This is a genomic window from Parasutterella sp. (assembly GCF_057870745.1).
The window spans coordinates 16,761-42,267 of the sequence record NZ_DBMALT010000025.1; the positions used below are offsets into that span (position 1 = coordinate 16,761).

Here is a 25,507-nt window from a genome sequence, read left to right on the forward strand (position 1 = left end):
TAACAACGCGAATTTGACCGTTAAAAATAAAATTAATCGTGTAATCCTAGAACTTGAGGATAAAAAAATAAGGCCCCGGAGGACCTCATTTTTGCTGAATTTTTAGTCGTTGTTTTGAATGCGGCCTTGATATCTTCCGCTTTTATCGTACATTCTTCCGTTTTCGGAGATCCGACCCTGATATTGACCTTGTTTGTTGTAACCGCGGCCGTCTTCTGTCATTCGACCTTGGTATCTTCCGCTTTTGTCGTAGTACCGACCATCGGAGCTTTGCCTTCCCTGATAACGACCGCTGTTGTCATAAAAGCGTCCGTCTTCTGAAACTCGGCCTTGGTATCTTCCGTTTTTATCGTACATTCTTCCGGAGTCGTTCATTCGCCCCTTGTATCTTCCGCTGTCGTCGTAATATCTTTCAGCGGCAATAGCATACGTGCCGAGAACAAACATGGAAAAAAGCGAAATTATGAAAAGAAGCGTCCATCGTTTGATGGCTTCTCTTCGATACAAATAAGCTTTAGTATCCATTTCTCTCCTCCAAAAAGAGGGTAATGCCCCTCATTTACTTTGTTTTATGGGATATTTTGTTTTTAATTTTACCGATCGAATTTGCCTCGATCTCTTTCCATAATAATAAAAATTAAGTCCTAGAAGAGAGCCCTTCGTATCCGACATGTAAGAAACGTTACTGTTTGTTTTCTACATAGAAACCCGCTCCTTGGTTTGAGATAAGAGACCTGAGTAGAAAATCTCTATCAAAAATAAAGAAAATTTTATTTTGTCAGCAAAATTTTTGGAACCGGTCTTGAAAGACGAGAGATTTCTCCGATTAGAATAGTTACAAATCAAAATCAAGGAGAAGTTTTCATGTCCATCATTATCAAACCATCCCAACTGGAAGAAAGTGCTAAATTCGGTGCTCAGTTTCGTCATTGCATTCACGAAGAGCCGGAAATCGGTCTTTATCTTCCGAAAACTCAGGAAAAAATTGTAGAAGCCCTAAAGTCTTTCGGGATTAAAGAAATTTCAACTTTTGTCGGCGGCGCAAACGTCACGGGAGTCGTTGCCGTTATTGAAGGTAGCCGTCCGGGGAAAACGATCGGACTTCGTGCCGATTCCGATGCACTTCCCTTGGAAGAAAAAACCGGTGTCGAATGGAGCAGTAAAGTTCCGATGACGATGCATGCCTGCGGACATGACGGTCATGTTGGCACCCTGCTCGCAGCGGTTCACTATATTAATCAGCACAGAGATTTCGCCGGAAGATTAGTCGCCATTTTTCAACCGGGAGAAGAAGGTTTCGCCGGCGGCCGCTACATGATTGAAGACGGTTTAGTCCAGAAATTCGGAATTGACGAATTTTATGCCCTTCACGCTGAACCGATGCTTCCGGTTGGCTGCGTCGGATTTATTCCGGGTTTTGCGACGGCAAATGCGGATATTTTCAAAATTACATTTACCGGTGTCGGCGGTCATGGATCTCGCCCTCATTTAACAAAAGATCCTTTAGTTGCTGCATGTGAATGCGTCCTTTCTCTCCAGACCATCGTCTCCCGTAGTGTGGATCCGAATCAGACCGCGGTTGTTTCTGCCGGATGCATCAGCTGCGGAAATGAAAAAGGATCCAGCGTTGTGCAAAAGACAGCAACGATTGTCGGAACGACTCGCTCTTTTGAAAAGGAAGTTCAAGATATCATCATTCAAAGAATGCAGCAGATCGTTGACGGTACTGCACTTTCAAATGACATGCAGGGTAAATTGGAATACACCAAACTTTATCCCGCAATGTTCAACTCTCCCGAACATGTCGAAAAAGCAAAAGCACTTCTCGGAGAAGCGCTGGGTCAGGACAAAGTCAAACTGATGATTCGCCGTGCCGGCGGTGAAGATTTTTCATTTATGCTTCAGGCAAAACCGGGATGTTTGTTCAGACTCGGCGTTCAGGACGAAACACACAACGCTTCCGTTCATAATCCTGAATTCGATTTCAATGACAAAGCGATTGCGACCGGAGCAGCTTGTCTTCTTACAATCGCGCTGAATAGAGCCGCTTCGTAGGCGAGCAGCTGACCGTCATACGGCGGTCACAAAACAAAACTAAAATCGAAATTAACAAAATAACCCTCGGGGGATGTTATGAAAGTTCTTTTACCGATTGACGGTAGTATTTACAGCGACAGAGCAATTGAATATATCTGTGAACACTCTTCGCTCAGAGCGAAAACCGATACTGTCTATCTGTTGAACGTTCAAAAAAAACTTCCCTCCGAACTTGCTTCCAAGTTACCCAATCCCGAAGAAATCTTGGATGAAGCCGCAAAGAAAATTTTGAAGCCGGCTAAAAAAGCCTTGGAAGCCGCGGGTTATAAAGTCAAAATGAAAGTCGCCTACGGAAAGGCGACAAACCGAATTGTCGAATATGCTCAGGAAATTCCGGCGACGCTGATCGTTATGGGTTCCCACGGCCATACTCCGGTAAAAGGAATTTTGCTCGGCTCAAAAACTTCTTCGGTTTTGGCGAGAACCTCGATTCCGCTTCTGGTCATCCGCCACAAGTTCTATCAGAAACCCGGTCGTACCGAAGTCGGCGTCTGCTTGGACGGTTCCGAATACTCTCCCGCTGTTCTGACTTTTATTAAACGCCGTCTTCCTTTGTTTGCCAAAGACGCCCGCTTCCATTTAATTAATGTGGCGTCTCCTCAGAACGGATTATTAATTCCGGAAGTCAGCGCCTTCGGAGCCCCTGCTCTTTCTTCCGAAGAATTTGAAAAAGAACAAAGAGACCCTTTCTTCAAAATCGCAAGACCTTTTGAAAAGTACATGCAAGAAAAGGGTCATGAAGTAGTTGAAGCCCTGCTTACCGGAGATCCGGCTGCACAAATTTCTATGTATGCTCAGGAACATAACCTAAGCTTAATGGTGATGGGTACACATGGCGGAAGTTCTTTAAGAATCATGATGTTAGGATCCGTGACGATGTCGGTAGCCTCGCAGACCAAGCTGCCGATGCTGCTGGTGCATCACGATGATCCGACGCTTCTTCGAGATCTGTCCAAAGAAGAATAATTAATTGAAAAAGCCGCGCGATGCGCGGCTTAAATTTTTAGAGATTCAGCAGTCTTTCCGGAGCGTTGTAGATATTTGCTCGATTGTCTCGGCAGAATGCGCACAACGTCAGATCGCATTCTTTAGCTAAACGGAGTGCTCGATTCGTCGGTGCGGAAATCGCAAAAAGAATTTCGATTCCGATCACTGCCGCTTTTTGCACCATTTCGTAGGAAGCTCGGGAACTCAGAAAAACCACTGTCGGTCCCCATTTTTTCATCGCCCTCATTCCGATAAGTTTGTCCAGAGCAACGTGACGACCCACATCTTCGGTTCCGCCTAAAAAACCACCGTCCGGAGTGAAAGCCAGCATCGCATGAGTGCTTCCGGTAACCTGCCCGACTTTTTGTACTTGCTCGAAGTACTTCATCGCAGGTTGGTAGAAGTTCATGTCAAACTGATAGGTATGTTTCAGTGGTTCAGGTTTTAACTCAACATCCTTCAGACTTTCTACTCCGCAGATTCCGCAGCCTGTGCGGCCGACCATGGAACGTCTGTGCTCTTTGAGTTTGAAGAAGCAGCGCGGAGAAATTTCCATTTCGACAACTAAACCGTTGCCGCACCCTTCTTTGACCTGGATGTCATAAATGTGAGAAATGTCGGGAATAATTCTTTCCGACAAGGAAAAGCCGACGGCAAATTCTTCCAGCAAATCGGGAGAAGCCATCATGACGACATGAGAGATGCCGTTATAAGTAATGGAAATCGGAACTTCGTCGGCGACCGCATCATCGACGGTTTCGCCGGAAGGCCAGCGATAAACTTTTTGCCTCGTATAAGTCGGAGGCAAAACAACGGGCAGATCTTCTTCTGTTGCCATAACTTCAAAATTCAGACGGCAGCCGTTTCTTCTTTGATCGCAAGAGCGTCGACTGCGCCTTGAATATTTTTAACCACGAAAACGATGACACCCAACAGCCGCCAGTTGCTGTCAGGGCTGACGAATAGATTCGATTCACCCTGTGGAACTTCGGATGCGGGTAAAAATTTTCTGATGGAATAACCGTCAGTCGTATGTACGACGACCATTGAACCGTTTTGCGGATCTGCAGAACGATCCACGATCAAAAGATCGCCGTAGTCGATACCGGAATTTTTCATTGTATCGTCCTCTGCAATGCAAAAGACAGTTTCTTCAGGATTTCGAACTAAACAGGCGGAAAGGGGATCTTCTTCCGTAGAATTGAAATAAGAACCAATAGAGGTCAGAGAAGCAAGAGATTGGGGTTTTTCTTCCGGAAGCAAATCGTCCTTGCTTTTGATGATCTGTTCCCTAACCCAGGAAGAACCTCCGAGCTTATGCAATTTTTCTATCAGAGCTGCGGTCAAAACGATCGTGGTAACTTTGGAAGTGCCCGCGTAAGGGCCGGGCTTCCTGCCCGAACCAGCTCGTCTGCCGCCCCAACCCTGTTTTTTTGTTACTGTGGTAGGAGATTCTTTCATAATGTAGTGTCCTGTTTTCAAATCAGGCAATCTACATATTAGACAATTATTCGAACAAATGCTAATTTATTTTGTAAAACTAGCTAGTTTTGGTTCGGTAGCTTACTAAATTTTGGTATACCTTTACCAATAAACGAGTGTCTATCATTGCTCCGTGCAGTCTTCTCTCCGAGCGATCGATAGCAAACCTGTCCAACAAGGCGTCCAAAGAATTCTTTTGTCCCGGAAATGTGCTTCTGGCAAGTTGCAGTGTGCAGTTCAGTCGGCAATCCACTTTTTCTAATGTCGGCAAACGATTGCGTGCAAATTCGGCATTAAGCATTCCGGCATCAAACGACATGTTATGCGCCCAGAGTTCACTCCCTTCTAAAAAGAGAAGAAGGTCTCTTCCGATATCGGAAAAAATCGGTTTGTCATCCAAAAACTCATTGTTTAATCCATGAATGCGAGTGACAAACCATGGCACTTTTCTCTGAGGGTTAATAAATGCATGAAAGCTATCAATCTCGTTGAAAGCTTCATCCACTTCAATCGCGCAGACTTCCACGATTCGGTCCGTAGTGCGGCTCATACCTGTGGTTTCGGTATCCAGGAAAATTCTTCGTTTGCGGTTGGCTCTTCCGGTGTTTTCAAAATCCATGCGGAATTGGCCTTCTTTATATTGATCCATACGTATTTCTTTGGTTCTTATTATTTTGTGAGTTCTTCAATTAATCCGCAGCGGCCGTGATCATGGTCTTCGCCATGGCAGCGGCTATGGAGGCTGTTTAGCTGATCGCGAAGATGATTCAAATCCTCAATCTTTTGATCGATCGCTTTCAGATGTTCCTCCACGATGGTGTGTGCCCGAATGAGCTCACCCTTCTCGCTGTTTTCAACCACATCTGCCAGCGTCTTAATCTCATTTAAAGAGAGATCCAAAGATCGGCAGTGTCGAATAAAGAGCAAACGGGAAAGATGGGCAGGACCGTAAACACGATAATTCGACTCCGTTCTGGGAGGACGGGGAATGAGATCGTGATTCTCGTAGAAACGAATAGATTCCACAGTGCAGCCTGCTTTCTTTGCTAATTCACTTATCCGCATAAACACCTATAAAAAATCGCTTGACCTTGAAGTTACTTCAGGGTTTTTAATGTCGGTATATTAACAAAACGAGTATGAAAAATCATGTCGTTAACAAACTCTGACAACAAAACAGCTTCCCCTTCCGAAGAAGGCAAGAAAGCCGTTTCTCAAGTGAGCGAAACATCGATTCCTCACGAACATGAACACGGATGCTGCTGTCATCAACACGAGCATAACGATGCAAAAAAGTCCTGCGGTTGTGCTCATTACGAAGAAGACCATTGCGGCTGCGAGCATGAGGATCTTGAAGAAGATCATCAGTGCTGCTGCGGCCATGACCATGACGAAAAGCATGAAAAGTGCTGTCATGGCCACGGGGGGAAAGGCCATGACCACTGCTGTGAACATGGTCACACTCATGAAGAAGGACATCATCATGACCATGATCACTGCTGCTGCGGTCATGATCATGAACATGTCGAAAACAGCATGGACACCGATTGGGATGTTTCCGGCGTTGATCCTTCTCAATACCGTCTGCTCTTCTCTACCCTCGGTGCGATTGCAGGTGTTAAGGACGTCGGTTTAAATCCGGACGGCTTGAAGATTATTCATACACCGGAGGCTCTTCCGGCGATCAAGCAGGCTTTTGACGCGAATAATCTGAAACTTAAGATGCGCACCAACGAAGGCAAAGAGACGACTCAGATTCGAATCCAACAGATGGACTGCCCGACTGAGGAAGGTCTGATTCGCAAAAAACTTAACGGCATGAAAGGCGTGAGCGGCCTGCAGTTCAATTTAATGAATCGTGTTCTTACGGTTTCTTACCCGAAAGGAATGCTTCCGGAGATTGTTGCTGCAATCAAATCTCTCGATTACACCCCGGAAGTTCTTGAGGCCCATGAAAAGCTGAAACTCTCCGAATTCAAACCGACCAAGATTGCCTGGTGGAAATACATTCTCGGTATTGTGATTGCAGCGGGCTCCGAAGCCTGTGAGTACTTCAGCATGCCCGAATGGCTTTCCATTGCGCTTGCAGTCGCTGCCATTGCGTTAGTCGGCTTGGGAACTTACAAGAAAGGATTCATCGCGGTCCGCAACCTGAATTTCAACATGAATGCCTTGATGGCAGTTGCGGTCACAGGCGCGGTTTTGATCGGGTCTTGGCCTGAAGCTGCAATGGTCATGGTTCTGTTTGAACTCTCGGAAGCGATTGAACAGCTTTCTTTGGACCGCGCTCGCGGCGCAATTCGCAGCCTTCTCTCTCTGGCCCCTCAAACAGCTCGAGTAGAGAGAGACGGAACGTTTATTGAAGTTCCTGCCAAAGACATCAAAATCGGAGAGGTCGTTCGTGTGGTTCCTGGAGAACGTCTGCCCGTGGACGGTGTCGTGCTTTCCGGTCAGACTTCGATTGACCAGTCTCCGATTACCGGCGAGTCGATGCCGGTCGAGAAGAAGCCGGAAGACCTGGTCTTTGCAGGCACTATTAATAAGAACGGCACGATTACCTATCGCGCAGAATCCGACGTTGATAATTCGATGCCTGCTCGAATCATTTCCGCCATTGAATCGGCGCAAAGCTCTCGCGCTCCGACTCAGCGTTTTGTGGACAGCTTCGCTAAGGTCTATACGCCGACAGTATTTCTTATTGCCATTCTGACTGCGGTGATTCCTCCTCTGTTCATGGGCGGAGAGTGGCTGGACTGGCTGTATAAAGGCCTGACACTCTTGGTTATTGCCTGCCCTTGCGCTCTCGTGATTTCTACTCCGGTAACGATTGTTTCCGGTTTGGCTACCGCTGCTCGCCGCGGAATTTTGATTAAGGGCGGTGTCTATCTTGAAAAAGGCAGAAACTTACAGAGCATCGCTTTTGATAAAACCGGTACTTTGACGAAAGGCAAACCCGCTGTCATTACCTTCGAGAATGCCGGTGCCGGTCTGACCGATGAGGAAATCCTTGATCTTGCAACGGCTTTGGCTATTCGCAATGACCATCCGGTTAGTAAAGCCGTCTCTGAGTATTCCGCTCAGCAGAAACCGACTGCACAAAAAGAAGTCCATGGCTTCTATGCTGCTCCGGGTCAAGGCGTCATCGGTGAAATCGACGGGACCGAATACTACCTCGGCAACATCAAAGGCCTCGATAAGTTCTACTTGAACGGGCCTGCGGTTCGCGCCAAAGTGTCCGAACTGGCGGATCATGGTTACACGCCATTGATATTTGCTTCTTCTAAGAAAGTACTGGCTTATTTCGGTGTTGCCGACAGCATCAAGGAAAATGCACCTGAAGTTATCGGTCAGTTAAAGAGTCTGGGCGTTAAGACTATTATGCTCACCGGCGATAATGAAAAGGCTGCCCGCCAAATCGCCGATAAAGTCGGCGTGGATAGAGCGAAAGGAAATCTTCTTCCGGAAGATAAACAATCTTTGGTCGACAGCATTGCTAAGCGCGAAGTCATCGGTATGGTCGGTGACGGCATTAATGATGCCCCTGCTCTCGCTCGTGCCGATATCGGATTTGCCATGGGTGCTGCCGGAACGGATACCGCGATTGAAACTGCTGACGTTGCCCTGATGGATGACGATCTTCGCAAGCTTCCTGAATTCATAAGGCTCTCAAAGAAGACGTTCCAGCTGCTGGTTGAAAACATTGGGATTGCTCTTTCGATCAAGCTTATCTTCTTTGTTCTGACGCTTGCCGGCATCGGAACGATGTGGATGGCGGTATTTGCGGATACCGGTACCTGCCTCATTGTTGTGGCGAACGGGTTAAGAATGCTTCGCTGGAGAGGGTAAGCCAACAAGCCAAATTCAATAACAACAGCCCTCTTTCTGAAATATTGCCGTATTAAGAGCATCTAGCAGAGGCCGGTCTCTAACCAAAGTCGGCCTCTTTCTATGTATCGGTTTCTTCTTCGTCGTCTTCGTAATCTTGTTTCTTTTCCGACTCTGCGTCAGGAACAGGAACACCGAGGCTAATGGGTAATGAAGACTTTACTCGTCTATGCCAAGAATTACGGCAAGTTTCCCAAGAACTTCATCAATAATGTATTGAGGAGCTGTTTCAATGAATCTTGCGTTGCGCTCCACAGGATCGACAGCTTTTATTTGATCGCTGATGACGACGCCTTGTGTCTTAAGGCCGGTTCCGATCAAAGAAACTGTAAAACCCAAAGTGCGGTTCAAGTTTGCACCTTGAGAAATCGGGACACAAATGAAATGCCCAACCACCCGGTTCACTTCTTTAGGAGAAAGAACCAAGGCCGGGCGCGTCCCCTTCTGTTCGGTACCGACAGAAGGCTCGAAGTCAATCCAGACAATATCGCCTCGATCAAAAGTCCTCATAGTAACTCACCCCCGGCGGGCTTTGCGTGGAGCCAACTTCTGTCTTTATCCAGCTCTGCTTGAATGAGCTTCTGCTCTTCAAGCAGTTGGTTCAGATCATATTTCGGAAGTGTTCTGCGCCTCTTTTGTCTGGACTCAATAATCAGCTTGCCGTCGTCAAATGTGTATTCAACAGTATCGCCTTCTTTTGCATTCAAAAGCTCAAGCAAAGTTTTAGGAATCGTGGCAACAACCGAGCCCCCGACTCTTCGTAATGTCAGAGAAGCCATATCTTTCTCCTAAAGATAATTTTTAGATAACAAATATTATACAGATAGGAAACAATATATTTTTCGAGAAAAAGAAACCTGCGCACCAAGCAGAAGCCGCTTCTTCAGCGGCAAAAGAAACTGTGAACAAACCGACTTATCTCATTGGCACTCAATTACCAATCCGTGGAAATTTGAAGTCGGTGTCAAAGGTTATGCCGGTAAAAGATGCAGCGTAGCTGGTGAAGCAAGTTTCTAACTCGACTTGAAAACCCCAATTCCGTTGTAACGGTACGGACGTAAATTTCGAGTCATTGTCAGGTCTTTTTCCATCTAAATTGGAAGGCGGCTGTTTTTTCATCCGGATTAAAGGAAAAATCAAAGCTAATCCTAGAAACGCTTTCGAGGTGATTCCGACGGAAGATTCTTTTTTGAAGGTGATTCAAGCAGTTAGTAAGCAAAGCGATCTGAATGGGTTATTAGTTGTGATCCGTTGAAACACTTAAGTACAAGTACCAATGATTTGCGTCTAAAATGAAACCATCCGTCAACAGGGGTTTTATCTGCTTTTGCAAGGTATCCTGTTGATTTCATTTATTTTCTCTAGAAGAATCTATGAGAATCGTTAAGCTCAGCGCGGCTATTCTTGCTGCACTATTCCTCTCCGCCACAGCGACGGCCGCGACCATTACTCAGGAAGGCTCGGGTATCGCTAAAGACGGTGAAATCAAAGTCAAAGTTGTTTTTGAAGACGGCAAAATCAAGAATGTTGACATCCTTAAACAACAGGAAAATCCGGTTTTGTCTCAGAAAGGATTTACCGACCTTAAAGACGAAATTGTTAAGACCGATTCTACTTACCTTGATGTCATTGCCGGTGCGACCTACTCTTCTCTCGGTTTGCTTGCTGCCGTTAAAGACGCTGCACAAAAAGCCGGAATCACCTTGAAGAAAGTTGGGAAAAAATCGGTTAAAGCACAATTCGCAATTCCTGCCGAAGGTAATTATGACGTCGTCGTGGTCGGTGCCGGCGGTGCAGGCTTTGCCGCCGCTTTAACCGCTAAAGCCCTGGGCGTTTCCGTTATATTGCTGGAAAAGATGCCTCAAGTCGGCGGCAATTCTTTGATTTCCGGCGCGGAAATGAATGTGACGCAAAGCTGGATTCAGAAAGAACTCGGCATTAAAGATTCTCCTGAGCTGCATGCACAAGATACGCTCAAGGGCGGCGACTACAAGGGCGACCCTGCTGTTGTCGAAACCATGACGCACGGTACGTTGCCCGCGGCCGAATGGCTGAAAAATACCGTCGGTATCAAATATGAACCGCATAACCTCTTCCAGTTCGGCGGAAACTCTGTTAAACGCGCTCTGATTCCTGTTGGTCAGACCGGTACCGAATACATCACAAAACTTTCTGCTTTAGCTCAGAAAGAAAAGATTCCCGTCGTCACCGGTATGAAGGCTGTTGCTCTGGTCAAGAATAAGGATGGCCGCGTCGTCGGTGTGAGCTGTGAATCCAACGGCAAGAAGTATGACTTCTACGCTAAGGGCGGCATTATTTTGGCAACCGGCGGTTTTTGGTGCCAACGCGGCCATGGTTAAGAAATACAACCCGAGCTTAGACGAACGCTTCAAGACTACAGACGCTCCGGGAACTACCGGTGAAGCGCTCTACATGGCCCAGAAAGCCGGCGCTGAATTGGTCAACATGCAGTCCATCCAGACCTATCCGATCTGCGATCCGATTTCCGGCGTGGTTGAGCTGATTGCCGACGCAAGATTTGACGGCGCTATTCTCATTAACCAAGAAGGCAAACGCTTTGTTGAAGAACTTCAGCGCCGCGACGTGATTTCTCACGCTATTCTGAATCAGCCGGGTTCTTACTGCTATGTCTTGTGGAATGACAATATTGGCAAGATCTCCAATACCGTTAAGGCTCATCCGGAAGAATACGAAACCTTTACAAAACAGGGTGTTATGCACACTGCTGACAACCTGAAAGAAGTGGCTGATTTCTTCAAGATTCCGTATGACAATCTGAAAGCTACTGTTGATCGCGTCAGCCAGATGGCTAAAGACGGCGGCAAGGACTTAGACTTCCACAACCGCGGCGGTCTGAAAGATTTGTCGACCGGCAAGTACTACATCATCAAGGCTGTTCCTTCGATTCACCACACGATGGGCGGCGTCCGCATCAATCCGAAAGCTGAAGCACTCGATAAGAACGGTAAACCCGTTCCCGGTCTTTATGCTGCTGGTGAAGTGACGGGCTGCACTCATGGTACAAACCGTTTAGGCGGAAATGCCTATACCGACATTATGGTCTTCGGCCGTATTGCCGGTCAGCAGGCTGCTCAAGCTGCTCAGGCTGCCAAGTAAAAAACTTGAGGCCGGCATTTCTGCCGGCCCCGGTTATTACAAGTGATCTTCAGGTCGCTTTTTTATTGAATTTCGCCGAGTCGAGCCATTCTGATCTGGTTGCGAATCCAGGAAGAACCGCCCAAGACTTTAAGCTTTTCTTTATCTTCTTCCGTCAGCATGATCGTTGTGCGAATCAGAGGTTTATCGTCTAAGCTCGGACGGCCTCTTTTAGCCAAGGCCCACTGAAGATCCAATGTGCTTTCCAAGTCCCCTTTATTCTCATTTTCCTTGTTGAGGAAAGAAGCAAGCTTGAGAATGTCGGGCTGCAGAGAAGCCAAGGCGTCTTTGAAGTTTTCTCTTTCTTTTGTTGTGAAGGATTCGCAGTCGATCGGAAAAACCTCCTTTTCTGTCACTTTAGCAGAGCCGAAGCAGCCGGCTTTGCTGAAAAAGTAGGCGTAGTAAGCGCGGTCATCTCCGATGAAATCGCTGTCATTGCGGCGAAGTTCGACACGGACATCAACACTGTTTTTCTTTAATGTAATCGTCATTTTCTTTCTCCTGACAATTAATTGAATTTCGATATGCGTATAATAATATTGTCCATATAAAAAAAATAAAATAGATATGTACTTAATAAATGAAACTAAATGTAAATTTAACCTAATTTTTTCTTTGAGAAATGAAATACGGACATCGGGCGTCAGGAGTGTCAAGCGCTTAGGAAAACTTTCAAACTCAATAGACCTTGTTTTGCAAGGATTTTTTCATCGGCTCTACTAAAATTACGCCTTCGAGTGAGGATTGAAGAGATGAATGGTCAGTTATTAGCAGCAGCTCCGATGGAAGGTTTAACGACGGCCGTGTTTCGTCGTTTGCACCATCAGTATTTCGGCGGGACTGACCTTTATTACATTCCCTTCATTACCCCGACCGTTGAGCCCAAATTCACGGATCGACACCTCAAGGAACTTTCACCTGAAGTAAATGCCGGTATTCCGGTTGTTCCTCAGCTCTTGAGCAACCGTTCTGCCGATTTTATTTGGGCCGCTAAAGCTCTCCAGGATTTAGGCTACAAAGAAGTCAACCTTAATCTTGGCTGTCCTTCCGGCACCGTTGTGGCCAAAGGGAAAGGTTCCGGCTTTTTAAGAAATCTTTACGCCTTGGAACGTTTCCTAGATGAAATTTTCAGTGCCGGGATCACCGTACCGATTTCTATCAAGACGAGGCTCGGTTGGGCGAACACGGAAGAGTTCGGAGACATCCTGAACTTATATAAGAAGTATCCGCTTTCTCTTCTGATTGTTCACATGCGCTTGAAGACAGATCAATACAAAGGAGAAGTCAGAAAAGAGGCGCTGCTGGAACATCTCGACGAAATCCCCTTCCCGCTGGGCGTAAACGGCGACATGATCACAACGGCCGACATGGCGGATTTCTCTAAGACCTTCCGCGAGCCGAAAATGCTCATGGTCGGTCGTGCACTGATGGCCGATCCGGCTCTCTTCCGTAAATATAAAGGCGGTCCGGCAGCCAGCCTTGAAGAGATTAAAAATTTCACCATAGCCCTTTTTGATGCTTACACGGAAGCTTTTCAGAACCGTCGAAATGCCATGATGCGCATGAAAGAATTTTGGTTTTTCCAGGCCAATCTCTTTGAAGAAAATCCCAAAGCTTTTAAAAATATTTTTAAAAGTAAGACGGAAGAAGACTTTTTAGCCGCCATTGAAGAAATTGAAGCGGGTCGTCTTTTGACGTACGCCCGCTTCGGCTGGAAAAAGCCGTTGTAACCGGCTCTAAGAACTTAGTAAGCCGGTCGCATCGAAGATTTCTGACGAATATAGAACGCCATCAGATTCAAAGCGAATACGGTCATGAGAAGAACCAAAGCCGTTGCACACTGAATCGGTACCGCTTTATCCGGATTCATGCCTGTCGTTGCTAACACGTAGATATGGTATGGCAGTGACATGACGGCGGCGAACGGAGAATTCGGCAAATTAGTCGTCGAGACGACGGCTGCTGTAAACATGATGGCGCTCGTTTCTCCGGCTGCTCTGGCCAATCCCAAGATGGCGCCGGTCAAAATTCCCGGAAGCGCAGCCGGAAGTACCGTCCGTAAAACGGTCTGGGTTTTGCTCGCTCCTAAGGCAAGGGAGGATTCTCTCCAGCTGTTCGGTATTTGAGAAAGTGTTTCACGAACGGTATTGATAACGATCGGAAGCGTAAGAACAGCCAACGTCAATATTCCGGCAATGGCGCTGACTCCTAAGCCGCAGACGGTGACAAAGAAGGCTAAGCCGAATAATCCGAAGACAATGGAAGGGACACCGGCAAGATTAGCAACGGCCAAAGTGATAAGTTTTTTAAGCGGACCTTCTTTTGCATATTCATTGAGCCAGACAGCGCAAGCGATTCCCAGGGGCAGCGCAACGGCCATGGCACCGACGGACAGAATCGCAGTGCCGATGATGCAAGGCAGGATGCCGCCCTCTTCCATCATTTTTTCAGGAAACGTTGACAGGAAAGAGGAAGAAAGTGTTCCGGCTCCATGATAAGCAATGTAGCCGAGTGAAGAAAGAAATAATGCGACCACAATCCAGGCGCCGGACTTAATCATAAAAAGACCCGCATACTCTTTGTATGTTCTGCAGTTTCTTAGAGTTATTGGTAGATTCATTGAAGTTCCCGAATTAGCTAGAGGCTTTCAGTTTGTATTTTTGCGAAACCAAGAAGGCAGCCAGATTGCAGAGGAAGGTAAAGAAAAACAATACGATGCCAATGGCGAACAAGGCGTGGTAATGGCTGCTTCCGAACGGAGATTCGGCCATTTCAGCAACGATAGAGGCCGGCATGGGTCGGACCGGATCAAAAAGGCTTTCCGGGATGAGTGCAGCACCGCCTGCTACCATCAGCACGACCATGGTCTCTCCGATGACGCGGCTTAACCCCAGCATCACTCCGGTTGCAATTCCGGAAAAAGCGGCAGGAACTGTGACGGTGGTCAGAGTTTCCCAGAGGGTAGCACCCAGAGCCAGAGAAGATTCTTTAAGACTTCTCGGAACTGAGCGAAGAGCGTCTTCAGAAATGGTGCAGATCGTCGGAACCGCCATGAGAGCCAGCAGGATGGCCGCGTTCAATACATTCAGTCCCGTAGGGGCTCCGAAGTAATCCTGAAGAAAAGGTGCAAGCACAGTCATCCCGACAAAGCCGATAACTACGGAAGGCATGGCTGCCAACAGTTCAATAAAAGGTTTAAAGATTGAACGCAGCCGAGACGAGGCAATTTCAGACAAGTAAATGGCGCATAGGATTCCCAGAGGAATGGCCAACACGGCAGCAAGCAGCGTTACCGAAACCGATCCGATGATTAAAGGAAATATACCGAATGACGGAGGATCTTCCGTCGGATACCAGTCGTGACCGGTTAGAAAATGTTTGAGCGATATCGTATCGAGGACGGGCATGCCCTCTTTAAATAAGAACCAGACGATTCCGGCGAGGCCGGCAAGTGTTAGGAGAGCTAAGAAAAGAAGAGATTTTTCAAAAATGAAATCCTTGATGGTTCGCTTCACTAGAAGACTCCGAGATTTCAATCGCTTATGCGGCTCCGGCTATTCAATGCCGGTCACAGCAAAAAGGATGGAAATGGTTGGAAAGCTTACTTCGATCTTCAAGCTTTCTGTCGGAATAGATAAGAAATTATTGTTTTGCGGGCGGAACGAAACCGGCTTCTTTGATGAGACCTCGGCCTTCTTCAGATAAACAGAAGTCGGTTACTTTTTTAACAGCGCCTTGGGGCTGTCGGTTCGTATAGAGATATAGCTCTCGTGAGAGCGGCCATTTGCCTTCTTTAGCAGTCAAAGGCGTTGCTTTAATTCTGTTGATTTCTACAGCCTTGATGATCGGAGCCACGTAACCGAGGCCGACATATCCGATGGCATTTGGGTTCTTAGAGACGGTTTGAACAACCGTTCCGTTGGAATTCTGAAGAAGCGCTCTCGGACTAATGCGCTGATTCTTCATGACAAGCGACTCCCAAGATTCAAAGGTCCCGGAGGAAGAATCTCTGGAAACAAGAACAATCGGAGCATCGGGACCGCCTACCTCTTTCCAGTTTTTGATTTCGCCTTTATAAATTTTTCTGAGATCATCCAATGAAAGACCATTCAAAGTATTTTTAGGATTCACGATTGGTACGATCGCATCAACGGCGACTGGGATTTCGAAAGGTTTAACGCCCTTTTCTTCAGCTGCCTTAACCTCCTTGTCTTTGATTTTTCTCGAGCTCATGGCAATTTGTGTGAGTTTCTCGTTCAGGGCTTTAATGCCGCTGCCGGAACCGCCTCCGGAAAGTTCGATGACAACAGAAGGATCTTTTTGCATGAGATGCTCAGAGATTTTTTGCATGACCGGCAAAACGGTTGTTGAACCGGAAACCGTCACATTTTCTTTCGCCACGGAAGAAGCGGAAACAGCCATGGCAGATAAAGCAAGTAAGGAAATTAAATAATTTTTTCTCATAAATTCTCCTATGTTTTATTAACAAGTTTTGCGTTCCAAGAAAGAGTTTTTTTCTCAAGGAACACAGCGAATGCTAGTAGTAAAAAATGACAAGAAAATTACATTTTCGTGAAAGTTTTATGACAATAAATCAATGAGTAAGTTGTCATCAAATTGACATATTCCTGACATTCAACTGTCATAAAGGCCAAATACAATTTTCGCGAATTTGAAAATGAATCAGGAATGTTGAAAAAGTAAATATGCAAGTAAATAATGAATTTACAAAATTGATCGCTTCTAATTTGAATTTCTTTTACGGTTCAAAACAAGTATTAAAAAATATTTCTCTCTCTTTCAACAAAAAAGAAATCACGGCCTTAATCGGACCCTCAGGCTGTGGGAAAAGTACTTTTCTGAGAACATTGAATCGTATGAACGATTTAATTGAAGGTGCGCGTCTTGAAGGCTCCATCAAATTCGGAGATGAAGAAATCAACCATCAGCACTGTGATGTCGTTGAGTTAAGGCGCAGGATCGGCATGGTTTTCCAGAGGCCGACGCCTTTTGCCAAAAGTATTTTTGAAAATGTCGTCTATGGTCTGAAAGTATCCGGCGTTAGAAACAAATCGCTTTTAATGGATAAGGCTGAAGAAAGTCTTCGAAGAGCGGCTTTATGGGACGAAGTCAAGGATCGCCTCAAGGACTCTGCCCTTTCCCTTTCCGGCGGTCAGCAGCAACGATTGTGTATTGCAAGGGCTTTGGCAGTAGAGCCGGAAGTGCTGCTTATGGATGAACCTGCCAGCGCATTGGATCCGATTGCAACCGAAAAACTTGAACAAGGCATGGAAGAGCTCAAGAAGGATCTTTGTATCATCATCGTCACACATAACATGCAGCAAGCCATGCGAATCTCAGACAACACGGCATTCTTCTACATGGGCGAGTTGGTTGAGCGCGGTCCGACGAAAAAGATCTTTTCGAATGCCACTGAAGAAAAAACTCGTCAGTACGTGAGCGGAAGCTTCGGCTAACGACAATTAAGAAAAAACCGCGGACGTCAGCCGCGGTTGAGTCGTAATTTAGAAATTAGATTTCTTTCAAGGCCTTCTGGACAAACTCGTCGAAGGCTTCAACTTTTTTCGGTTCAACCAATGTATCCAGGATTTCGCCCTTGCGAATCAAAAGCAAGGTCGGGATATGGCGGACGCGGAACTTAGTGTTGAGCCCTGCTTCAGTATCGAAATCGCAATGAGCAAACTGAATTTTGTCATGGTACTTCTGTGCATATTCCATGAACATCGGTTCGATTCGTTTACAGTCAATGCACCAAGGAGCGCCGATTGCTAAGAGAACCGGTTTGTCGCATTTCACGACAGTATCTTCGTAATTTGCTTCTGTGACATGGAGAACGATTTCATCAGCCATTGCGTTACCTCTTCGATCTAGAAAATAGTGAGTAAAAATTTAATTAACAGCGTATTGGAGATCGCCAAGAGAATCAAGCCCACGACACAGACGACCAGGAAGCCGTCGGTGTTAGGGCCGTACTTTTCACAAAGGCTCTGCATGTTGCTGAGTCCGTTGGCGGCCATCCCCATAGAGAAAGCCAATCCTCCGACAGCAATGAGCATCCCTCGGAAGTCTTTCCCCAAAAGATTGAAATAGATAAAACGAGCAAATAAAAAATTAACGATGAGCTCGAGGAAAAATACAGCGATGATCGGTGCCGAAAGATCAAAAATTAAGTCCAACTGCAGCGCGCATGTCGAAACCAAAATGAAAAGAATCAAAAAAATCTTAGTCAAAGTCCTCAGCGCTAATCCGTCCACACTGAACCAGCCCGTCGTGTCTGCAAAATTTCTGGCAATCAGAGCGCAAACCATACAGACCGTATAGTCGGGAATTAAGACATCCGCTAAAAATTTCTGTTTGATGAGGTGACTGAAAGCCATGCAGACAAAGCAGATGGCAATGATCTTGATGCACTCAACAGTATGCGTTTGATAAAAAGGTTTATTGCTTCGTTCGATAGATCGAATGAGTCGGGCATTGTCGAATTCACTGCGGCTAGGGTTCTTGAGTGAGTATTTCTTGATGAGGTACTCGCCCATCGGGGCACTAACCATCATGGAGCAAACCATTCCCAGTGTCGCTACCCCCATTGCGACTTGAGCGGCGCCTGAGAATTTATCCAGATGCTCAACTGCCGGGATGAAATTGGTGAGCGTCTCAGTTCCTCCCATCATGGAGATGGTTCCCATAAGGAGTCCGAGGTGCTGATGCAGCCCTAAAGCCTGAGCTGCGGTCAGTCCGATGAGCGCCTGAAGTACACCGAGTACCATCGCCAGAGACCAAAACATGATTGAAATAACAAAACCTGTTTTGATGAGCTTCCAGCTTCCCATCAAAGCCATCATGGTTAGAAAGAACTGAAAAATCAGGGCATTGAGATCAGGATTTAAGACAATGACAGCAGTCTTGGAAATTTTTAGACATGCAAAAATAATCGCTGCCGGCAATCCGCCGATAAACGGAACGGGAATCGAGAGGTCCTGTAAAAGTTTGATTTCGGATTTGATCCATCGGCCGAGGAAATAGCAGAGGCATGCAATGCCGAGGATAAAAAAATTATCCAAATGAATGTGCAAGATGCCGTCCACTTGAGAGAAATCCATGGGCCCGCCTGTGTTTGAAAATGTCCCGTGCTCGTTACGGAACGAGAAACTATAATCGCCTCTGATCCGAATAGTATATTCTCCACTGAAATCATAAAATCGAACCACGACATGCCGATCGAACTAAAACCCGTCACGCTTAACGAATTACCGCTTCTACAAGAACAACTGCCGAAACTTCAGAACGGAGACTGCAATCTTTCTATCGCATCCGTCATCGGACGCGCTAAGGAATACAACATCAAATGGGGAATTTCTCAGGGCGAATTAGTATTGAACTGGGCCCCTTATCCGGATATTCCGCCGGCTTATGTCATTCCGCTTCGCAGCGAAAACGCTTTAGCTATCATCGAAGACATTGCTTCTGAATGTCAGTGCTGCAAAGAGCCGGTGATTTTATTCGGGCGCTTTACGTATATGACGGAAAGAATTTCCGAACTCATGCGATATCGCAACTTCATTACCGTGTCTTCAAATTCCTGGTGGGATTATGTCTATGAACGTGACAAGATCGAAAACCTGGAAGGCAGAGAACTTCACGGGAAACGCAATTTCAATAAGAGATTTTATAAGGCCTACCCGAACGCTCAATTTGTATCTTTCACGCCTGAACTGATTGAAAAAGCAAGGGTTTTTCTGAAGAACTGGTATGCCAACTACGGCGAAATGACGAAGAGTCTTGAAGCTGAAAGAGACGCAATCGAGCTTGCCTTTGATCATTTTGAAGAGTTCCGCTTGATTGGCGGCGCTTTAATGGACGGAGACAATATGTACGGCTTCACCTATGGCTCCGACGTCGGTGAAAACATTTTCTCCGTTCATATTGAAAAGGCTGATCGCACTGTTACCGGTGCCTACCCTGCTTTAGCCAGCGCTTTGTGCAAGACTTTGCCTGAACGCTTTACACAGATTAATCGCGAAGAAGACCTCGGTATTCCGGGTTTAAGAAAAGCAAAAGAAGACTGGGCCCCGTCTACGATGATCAGAAAGACACTGCTGAAGCTGCAGCGCGCCATTCCTGAGCCTATCTAATCGTCTCTAACAACGCTGTCGGTTAGGAATAGTTTTCCAATAGCGCGCCGACAGCGTTCCAATCTTTATTAAAAATCAGCTTTAAAGGAACCGGAACGGTGGCTTCGGGGTCTTTGGGTCGGTATGACTTTGCGCCGGTAGAAGAAATCGCTTGATGAAGAGGACCGACCTTTGTTTCAAGCTCCTTATCTCCTAAGTTTATTCTTTCTTTATCCAATTCATTGAAAATCAAACGATTGATTTCCGGCGTTTTTACGTCTTCTCTCAAAATGAATGCGGGAATGAGATTGTCGGTCCTCAGAAGATTTTCAAATCCGAAATGCTGAATAGATGAATGGAATCCTTCCATATCTCCGTTCCATTCAGAAAGAGAATCGAAGCCGCCTTTCAGATAACTCATTAAATGCTCGACGGGCTTAGAAATGTCACTTCGATCAGATAAAGAGAAATCGCGAGCCCAGACGACCTCCTCTTCAAAGTCAACTTTGTTGATGATACGAAGAAGAAGATAGTCATCGCCCTTCTTATCAAGAGAAAAATAATCCTGAATCATTTGAGCTCGCCTTTTTTCAATAAAACAGCAAGCCTAAATGTTAGTCGAAGATGGAAGGCAACGGTTCAGCCCATCTGTTTTCTATGTCTAGATCACGAAGAATCCATTCCTCGGCACTGTCTTCGAGCTGAAAGCTACGACTACGACAACCTTTGAACAAAAAGTCGAGGTAGTACTCCATAAACATGAATGCTGCCGTGAAGGTTTCCTCATCGTTTGAGCCTTTGTAAACAGCGGCTGAGTCGCCAAGGTTTCTGCCGCGTTCGTTTATTATCCTTTTCATTGCCACCAATATGGACCATATTCCAAATAAAACCATCAGAGATGACAGATTCTCCGAACGCCTTTTCGAACTTTTTATCTCCGTAGATAAAAATATTTTTTGCTGAAGTTGAAATTATTTGTAATTTAGTGCATCATTCTGCCTGTGAGTTTTCACGCCGGTGGGGATATAGCTCAGCTGGGAGAGCGCTGCGTTCGCAATGCAGAGGTCGTGGGTTCGATCCCCATTATCTCCACCATCAACATCCACTTCAGAATTTCCAAAGAGCATCGCTTATTTAAGCTTGCTTACTTGTTTTTCTTCCGGATTTCCATAAGCTTTTCTGGCTTTATTGTCTACTCGAGCCATTAAAAGCCTAATGGCGAGCATGAAAAAAACCGATCGTCGCAATTCGCGAGGATCGGCCGAAAATTATCGTAAAAGAAGTTACTTGCTTGTTAAATAGACTCGACGAATTTTGATGGCCTCAATAGCGTCCTCACCATTTAAATTCTGGGCCTTTCTGAGGTCTTCAGCGCTCATTCTCTTTTCCAAAGCTTCAAAGGCTTTGACCTCTTCTTCCGAGGCACCTTTTTGAAGTACGCAATCGTTCAAAATTGCATAAGCGGTGACAGGATCGCCTCCGAACCAATTCGGAGTGGCTAACTTCATGGCATAGCTGCAGACATTCGCTTTATTGCCTTTCTGCACGGCTGCTAGAGCCAAGGCCCCGCCGATATCGAAGTTTTTGCGTACGCCGACACCGTTCCAGTATTTCTCAGCGTTTTCTTCCAGCTCTTCCGGCTTAGCCCGAGCGATGTACATATCAAGATACTTTTGGGCGTCTTCATGGTTTTTAACCGCACGAGGTCCGGATAACTCTAATCCGACTAAAGTCAGTAAATCTTCATTAGAAGCGATGGGAGCGGCCTTTTTCATCCAGTAAACGGCTTTTGCAGGATTCTTGGCAACACCCTCAGCGCCGTAAAGATAAATTCTTCCTGTTTGGAGTTCAGCAGCCGTCAAGCCCATCTCGGCTGCTTTTTCAAAACATTTAAGCGCTTCCGGCACTTCTTTGGCATTCCAATACAGTTCGCCTAGATAGTATGTACCGTTAACACTTCCCTTGTCCGCGGCGGCTTTTGCCCAATATCTGGCCTTTTCAGGATTCTTTGTCAGCCGTAAACCGTGTCCGAAGGAATAACTAATCGTATAAAGTTCTTGAGGAGAAGCGTTTTGAAGGATGGAATCAATATATTCCTGCCCTGTTTGCTTGGACTGCTCGTTATCTGCTTGAGAAAGCAGACGTTCACCGGTCATCACTCTGGAGAGCGTATGGCCGTTTTCAGCGGCTTTGCGAATCCAGTCATAGCCCAAGTTCTCGTCTTTTTCGACGCCTCTGCCCTCAAGATAGGAAATACCTAGAGCGGCTTGTGCTGGAGCATAGTCAAGTGAAGCAGCTTTTTGAATGAGCTCGAAAGCTTTTTCCTGAGATAGTTCGACACCGGTACCTTTTCTATAAAGAGCCGACAATCGCATCATGGCTTTCGGACTTCCGAGATCGGCTGCCTGCCCATAAAGAACGGCGGCTTTGGAGAAATCAACAGGAACGCCTTCCCCGTACAACTGCACTTCAGCTTGTTCGATTAACTCTTTGATCTTCTTTTGTCGAGCAAGAAGTTGTTCCTCTGACTCTCTTGGTTCTAAAACTGTTTCAGCAGGTTTAACTTCTTTTTCGGCGCTTGCTTTTTGGGTTGGCGCCGGATTTGCTGCCTCTGTTTTTTCCTCTGTCTGGACAGCCGGTTCCTCTTTTACGATTTCGGAGGATTGCGCAGCTGCATAGCCGCTTGAAGCGATGCATATTCCATAGACTAAAGAACACACAAGTCGGTAAACCATTATCGTTGTCTCCTATTTGTGCCGTCATTTTTGCAGAATTTCTCGAGGAGTAACAAAATTATTCCTTCAATCGCAGACACTGAGGTGAAATTTCTTCTAAATACTGTCGCGGGATACGGTCTTGGAACAACATTCTCAGTTCCGCGGAACCGACTCCGATTTTTTAAATTTGGTCTCCCGGACCGCTCCTTTAGTTCGAGAGACCGTCTAGTTTTACAACCCAGCCGCTTCTTTAGCCTGTTTCCGTGCTATCGATCGACGAGATTCTCCTTTCAACTCTATTAAATAATAAAAATTAATAATCCTGTCGGCGACTCCATCAGCGATGTATTTTCCACCCAACCACTCATACCAGTCAGCGCATGGCCTTTGACTAACTATGATCGTGGACAAGTTATCGGCACGACTTTTAATAATTTCATAGACGAGGCTTTGCTCCTGAGCAGTTAGAGTCCCCAGACCGAAGTCATCGATTGTGAGTAAATCTGCTTCATTGATCTTCTTTAGCGTCTCAGATTTTTTCTCTGCCTTTGAGAGTCTCTCCACAAGTTCAGTCAGGCTCCAGTACCTTACGTTAAAGCCTCTTTCGATAGCTTCAGAACTAATAACCATTGCAAGGAAGCTTTTTCCGCAGCCCGTGGCTCCCGTGATCGCAATTGACTGACCATCGCGGCGACTGTCTCTTCTTTGATGAGGCACTCTCTTTGCGATCCATCGACATTCAACTATCTCTTCAAGGGTTTGACGGCTGATTCCTCGCCCCGGCGCAAAGTCAAACTGCTTCAGGCCATATGCCCCTCTGGGCAAGCCGGCGATCTTAAATCTTTTTTCCGCCCCGCGTTCTTTTCGAACAGCCCGTTCCGCTTCTAAGCAGACAAGAAGGCGTCTTAAGAACGGTTGTGAAGCCCATGCCGGATTCATGAGCTGCTCGTGCAGCTGCTGAGCAAAAGCGTTCATTCTGTACTCCCTAAGGAGATCCATGATCGTTTCTTCTAGCTTGTCTACTGCTGTCATTTGGAGCAGACTATCTCCATTAGCCGCTTCTCTGTTCATCTGCTCCTGATTGGGCGCTACTCCGTTAGAGCGTGAACCGGACAAGGCGGCATTTTCTTTTAGCTTTTCCATAACATTACCTCTCCACTTTTCTTTCCCTCAAGATTGATTCATAGTGTTCGGCGCCTCTGAGATTTTGGTCAGCTCTTTGCTCACGTTGAAGCACTTGCCCGGCTCTCCGGCGGATATTGACGATTTCTTTCTTGCCGGCGTTTGTGAGTTTGTCCTTTAGTTCTTCTAACTCCCAGCCCGCTCCTAGGTCTCGAGATTCTTCCAGGATTTTTTCGAACCGTTCTGCTCCTAATTCAGAGAAGCGTTTATTGATAAATCTGGCATAACGGGCACCGGCTAATTCATCGGTCATTCCGGCTAGCTCCACATACAGCGCTTGTGAGTTTGAACCGGCTTTGCGGATATTTCCTATCAATTCGGCCGCTTTCAATTGCATAAATCTTGAACCGGAACTCTGCTTTTCAAGATCTTCAATGGTCAGGTTGGTACCGTCTCTGAGGGGAAGTTCTCCGATGAGGCTCCATTTCTTATCCGTAAAGATGCGCACAGTTTGGTCGCTCTCGCAGGCCACCACGTTAACGTACTCTCCGACGTATCGATAATTCACACGATAACGGCGTTGGTTGTACCGTACTGTTCCTCCTTTTTGGACTTTTAATCGTTTAACTTCAATGCCCTCACCCCAGGGGATTGCCGGGATCTGTTTTAAAAACTCTCTTTCTTTGCCTTCAAATAAGGTACGACGTGTCAGACTCGGATCAATCTCTAGAGGACGATCATTAAATACTCAGATCTTTTCAGTTAAGCGCTCGTTTGCTTCCTTAATTGACGCGGCCGGCCTTTCGTCAATAAGCTGCGAGAGAACTTTTTCCTGAACAAGCCCGACAGCCCGTTCCACATGAGGTTTTGACAGCGGCACATGCGGTTCTCCGGCATAAGGGATCGTTCCGTAATAACGGCACACATGTTCAAATTCTTTTGCGTATTTTGGCCAGACTTTACTTGCCTGGCAGACGCATGTCGTACTGTTGTCCAGAATGAGGTATTTTGTTGCTCCCTGTAGCTCCGTCATCATTTCTCTGATTGAATGAAGCCAGCTTTTTCTGGTTTGATCGGGAGTTACGTAGGCGAAGGTGTAGCCCGAGTAAGGGAGCACGGCTACAAAGACTTGGAGTTCGATGTGCTCGCCGCCGATAAGCGCAGGCAGTCCGTCTCCGCTGTAGTCAACCATAACCGCCTGCCCGGGCAGCCACTGACGGCGTCCGCATTCCTGGAATTTTGCTTCCTCGTCGAGCTTTTCCTTGAACTCACCATAACGCTTGCAGTAAGTCTTGTATCCCATTACTTCAAGACTGCTTTGTTCGTGAGATTGCTTGTATTGATACCAACAATCCTTTAATGACATCCTCAGTTTTACGCGATTGACCTTCCGGAAGACGTCTGCAAAGTCTTCCTCAGCAAAGATATCGGGTTTTCTGTGAGGTTGATCGAACAGCGCTTGCAGCTGGGATTCCGTAAGTTCAATGGCTTCTTCAAGAGGGATATTGTGCTCTTGGAGATAGTCTTTGGTTCTTTGAACCGTTGCAAGACCGCATTTTGAGAGGGTAGCGATCTCTCGGATTTTGAGCCTTTTATAAAGCCCCTGAACGATAGCCTTCCTATCCATACATCCTCCAACTATTTGATTAGAAATAAATATTGAACGATGCTGCTTTAATATCTTAGATTGGGATACGGGGGATAAACAATCGGAATAAGCGATATTGAGACTTTCGATTACTGTTCCGCGGAATGTGCCTAACCGTACCTCGGAACCGGGTTATACAAAATAAAATTAATAATTTGACCCACTGCTGTCCAAAATAATTTGCTCTTTGACTTTGGCCTCAACATTTACAGTTAATCCAGGCCCCAGAAAGTTAAAAGTCATAAACAAGCCCCTGCTAA

General features: G+C 46.2%; 27 protein-coding genes and 1 tRNA gene. 9 read left to right on the top strand and 19 right to left on the bottom strand.

Features of this window, described 5'->3' with window-relative positions; genetic code table 11:
• Positions 1 to 102: 102 nt before the first annotated feature.
• A complete protein-coding gene (locus ACZND6_RS07950) occupies positions 103 to 525 on the bottom strand; it encodes a type IV secretion protein Rhs (protein ID WP_489524527.1) in 423 nt (140 codons plus the stop codon).
• Positions 526 to 864: 339 nt separating this feature from the next.
• On the opposite strand from ACZND6_RS07950, the gene ACZND6_RS07955 reads away from it, so the two are divergent.
• Positions 865 to 2,055: a M20 metallopeptidase family protein gene (locus ACZND6_RS07955; RefSeq protein WP_300876293.1), complete on the top strand. Its 1,191-nt coding sequence runs from the start codon at positions 865 to 867 to the stop codon at positions 2,053 to 2,055.
• Positions 2,056 to 2,133: 78 nt separating this feature from the next.
• Positions 2,134 to 3,063 carry a universal stress protein gene (locus tag ACZND6_RS07960; protein WP_293737790.1) on the top strand — a complete coding sequence of 310 codons (930 nt, stop codon included), beginning with the start codon at positions 2,134 to 2,136 and terminating at the stop codon, positions 3,061 to 3,063.
• Positions 3,064 to 3,100: 37 nt separating this feature from the next.
• On the opposite strand, the gene fdhD is transcribed toward ACZND6_RS07960, so the two are convergent.
• The 4 genes from fdhD to ACZND6_RS07980 form a co-directional block, all read right to left on the bottom strand.
• On the bottom strand, positions 3,101 to 3,922 hold the full coding sequence (fdhD, locus tag ACZND6_RS07965; RefSeq protein ID WP_293737789.1) for a formate dehydrogenase accessory sulfurtransferase FdhD: 822 nt from the start codon (positions 3,920 to 3,922) through the stop codon (positions 3,101 to 3,103).
• 11 nt (positions 3,923 to 3,933) lie between these two features.
• Entirely contained in the window at positions 3,934 to 4,545 is a 612-nt protein-coding gene (locus ACZND6_RS07970) for a LexA family protein (RefSeq protein WP_489524528.1), read from the bottom strand.
• A gap of 79 nt (positions 4,546 to 4,624) precedes the next feature.
• Positions 4,625 to 5,215, bottom strand: coding sequence for an exonuclease domain-containing protein (locus ACZND6_RS07975; protein WP_300876296.1), 591 nt, complete (start codon positions 5,213 to 5,215; stop codon positions 4,625 to 4,627).
• 20 nt (positions 5,216 to 5,235) lie between these two features.
• A complete protein-coding gene (locus ACZND6_RS07980; protein ID WP_293737786.1) occupies positions 5,236 to 5,631 on the bottom strand; it encodes a MerR family transcriptional regulator in 396 nt (131 codons plus the stop codon).
• A gap of 471 nt (positions 5,632 to 6,102) precedes the next feature.
• Here ACZND6_RS07980 and ACZND6_RS07985 point away from each other — a divergent pair, with 471 nt between their 5' ends.
• On the top strand, positions 6,103 to 8,412 hold the full coding sequence (locus tag ACZND6_RS07985) for a heavy metal translocating P-type ATPase (protein WP_489524533.1): 2,310 nt from the start codon (positions 6,103 to 6,105) through the stop codon (positions 8,410 to 8,412).
• 198 nt (positions 8,413 to 8,610) lie between these two features.
• On the opposite strand, the gene ACZND6_RS07990 is transcribed toward ACZND6_RS07985, so the two are convergent.
• Together ACZND6_RS07990 and ACZND6_RS07995 are read right to left on the bottom strand one after the other, a co-directional pair.
• Entirely contained in the window at positions 8,611 to 8,961 is a 351-nt protein-coding gene (locus ACZND6_RS07990; RefSeq protein WP_293737784.1) for a type II toxin-antitoxin system PemK/MazF family toxin, read from the bottom strand.
• Positions 8,958 to 9,230: an AbrB/MazE/SpoVT family DNA-binding domain-containing protein gene (locus tag ACZND6_RS07995; RefSeq protein WP_293737783.1), complete on the bottom strand. Its 273-nt coding sequence runs from the start codon at positions 9,228 to 9,230 to the stop codon at positions 8,958 to 8,960. Before ACZND6_RS07995 ends, ACZND6_RS07990 begins: the two co-directional genes overlap by 4 nt.
• 594 nt (positions 9,231 to 9,824) lie before the next feature.
• Between ACZND6_RS07995 and ACZND6_RS08000 the strand changes: the two genes are divergently transcribed.
• Complete coding sequence (locus tag ACZND6_RS08000) at positions 9,825 to 10,811, top strand: FAD-binding protein (protein ID WP_489524529.1); 987 nt, start codon at positions 9,825 to 9,827, stop codon at positions 10,809 to 10,811.
• A complete protein-coding gene (locus ACZND6_RS08005; RefSeq protein WP_489524530.1) occupies positions 10,804 to 11,589 on the top strand; it encodes an FAD-binding protein in 786 nt (261 codons plus the stop codon). Before ACZND6_RS08000 ends, ACZND6_RS08005 begins: the two co-directional genes overlap by 8 nt.
• A gap of 62 nt (positions 11,590 to 11,651) precedes the next feature.
• Here ACZND6_RS08005 and ACZND6_RS08010 read toward each other — a convergent pair whose 3' ends face one another.
• Positions 11,652 to 12,119 (bottom strand): hypothetical protein, encoded by a 468-nt coding sequence (locus ACZND6_RS08010; RefSeq protein ID WP_293737656.1) that lies wholly within the window; start codon positions 12,117 to 12,119, stop codon positions 11,652 to 11,654.
• Positions 12,120 to 12,380: 261 nt separating this feature from the next.
• Here ACZND6_RS08010 and ACZND6_RS08015 point away from each other — a divergent pair, with 261 nt between their 5' ends.
• Positions 12,381 to 13,358 (top strand): tRNA dihydrouridine synthase, encoded by a 978-nt coding sequence (locus ACZND6_RS08015; RefSeq protein WP_489524531.1) that lies wholly within the window; start codon positions 12,381 to 12,383, stop codon positions 13,356 to 13,358.
• A 14-nt stretch (positions 13,359 to 13,372) separates the two neighbouring features.
• On the opposite strand, the gene pstA is transcribed toward ACZND6_RS08015, so the two are convergent.
• The 3 genes from pstA to ACZND6_RS08030 form a co-directional block, all read right to left on the bottom strand.
• The gene (gene pstA, locus ACZND6_RS08020; protein ID WP_300876231.1) at positions 13,373 to 14,248 is read right to left on the bottom strand and encodes a phosphate ABC transporter permease PstA; all 876 of its coding nucleotides are present in this window, start codon (positions 14,246 to 14,248) and stop codon (positions 13,373 to 13,375) included.
• Positions 14,249 to 14,261: 13 nt separating this feature from the next.
• Positions 14,262 to 15,143, bottom strand: a complete 882-nt coding sequence (pstC, locus tag ACZND6_RS08025; RefSeq protein WP_293737659.1) for a phosphate ABC transporter permease subunit PstC — start codon at positions 15,141 to 15,143, stop codon at positions 14,262 to 14,264.
• A 127-nt stretch (positions 15,144 to 15,270) separates the two neighbouring features.
• Positions 15,271 to 16,092: a PstS family phosphate ABC transporter substrate-binding protein gene (locus ACZND6_RS08030; RefSeq protein ID WP_293737660.1), complete on the bottom strand. Its 822-nt coding sequence runs from the start codon at positions 16,090 to 16,092 to the stop codon at positions 15,271 to 15,273.
• Between the two features lie 242 nt (positions 16,093 to 16,334).
• On the opposite strand from ACZND6_RS08030, the gene pstB reads away from it, so the two are divergent.
• Entirely contained in the window at positions 16,335 to 17,105 is a 771-nt protein-coding gene (gene pstB / locus ACZND6_RS08035; protein WP_293737661.1) for a phosphate ABC transporter ATP-binding protein PstB, read from the top strand.
• Between the two features lie 55 nt (positions 17,106 to 17,160).
• On the opposite strand, the gene ACZND6_RS08040 is transcribed toward pstB, so the two are convergent.
• Complete coding sequence (locus tag ACZND6_RS08040; RefSeq protein ID WP_008863737.1) at positions 17,161 to 17,499, bottom strand: thioredoxin family protein; 339 nt, start codon at positions 17,497 to 17,499, stop codon at positions 17,161 to 17,163.
• Between the two features lie 17 nt (positions 17,500 to 17,516).
• Positions 17,517 to 18,749, bottom strand: coding sequence for a sodium/glutamate symporter (locus tag ACZND6_RS08045; protein ID WP_293737662.1), 1,233 nt, complete (start codon positions 18,747 to 18,749; stop codon positions 17,517 to 17,519).
• A 111-nt stretch (positions 18,750 to 18,860) separates the two neighbouring features.
• On the opposite strand from ACZND6_RS08045, the gene ACZND6_RS08050 reads away from it, so the two are divergent.
• On the top strand, positions 18,861 to 19,781 hold the full coding sequence (locus ACZND6_RS08050) for a DUF2156 domain-containing protein (RefSeq protein WP_021868033.1): 921 nt from the start codon (positions 18,861 to 18,863) through the stop codon (positions 19,779 to 19,781).
• Between the two features lie 22 nt (positions 19,782 to 19,803).
• On the opposite strand, the gene ACZND6_RS08055 is transcribed toward ACZND6_RS08050, so the two are convergent.
• Positions 19,804 to 20,334, bottom strand: a complete 531-nt coding sequence (locus ACZND6_RS08055) for a hypothetical protein (protein ID WP_293737664.1) — start codon at positions 20,332 to 20,334, stop codon at positions 19,804 to 19,806.
• Positions 20,335 to 20,374: 40 nt separating this feature from the next.
• Positions 20,375 to 20,617, bottom strand: coding sequence for a hypothetical protein (locus ACZND6_RS08060; protein ID WP_418941644.1), 243 nt, complete (start codon positions 20,615 to 20,617; stop codon positions 20,375 to 20,377).
• Between the two features lie 162 nt (positions 20,618 to 20,779).
• On the opposite strand from ACZND6_RS08060, the gene ACZND6_RS08065 reads away from it, so the two are divergent.
• A tRNA-Ala gene (locus ACZND6_RS08065) sits at positions 20,780 to 20,855 on the top strand.
• Between the two features lie 188 nt (positions 20,856 to 21,043).
• Here ACZND6_RS08065 and ACZND6_RS08070 read toward each other — a convergent pair.
• The 4 genes from ACZND6_RS08070 to ACZND6_RS08085 all read right to left on the bottom strand — a co-directional run bounded on the left by ACZND6_RS08070 (position 21,044) and on the right by ACZND6_RS08085 (position 25,226).
• The gene (locus ACZND6_RS08070; protein WP_293737665.1) at positions 21,044 to 22,495 is read right to left on the bottom strand and encodes an SEL1-like repeat protein; all 1,452 of its coding nucleotides are present in this window, start codon (positions 22,493 to 22,495) and stop codon (positions 21,044 to 21,046) included.
• 213 nt (positions 22,496 to 22,708) lie between these two features.
• Entirely contained in the window at positions 22,709 to 23,620 is a 912-nt protein-coding gene (locus ACZND6_RS08075; protein ID WP_489524532.1) for an ATP-binding protein, read from the bottom strand.
• Positions 23,621 to 23,624: 4 nt separating this feature from the next.
• On the bottom strand, positions 23,625 to 24,323 hold the full coding sequence (locus tag ACZND6_RS08080; RefSeq protein WP_423804285.1) for a Mu transposase domain-containing protein: 699 nt from the start codon (positions 24,321 to 24,323) through the stop codon (positions 23,625 to 23,627).
• Positions 24,324 to 24,347: 24 nt separating this feature from the next.
• Positions 24,348 to 25,226, bottom strand: coding sequence for a hypothetical protein (locus tag ACZND6_RS08085; protein WP_302987776.1), 879 nt, complete (start codon positions 25,224 to 25,226; stop codon positions 24,348 to 24,350).
• Between the last annotated feature and the right edge of the window lie 281 nt (positions 25,227 to 25,507).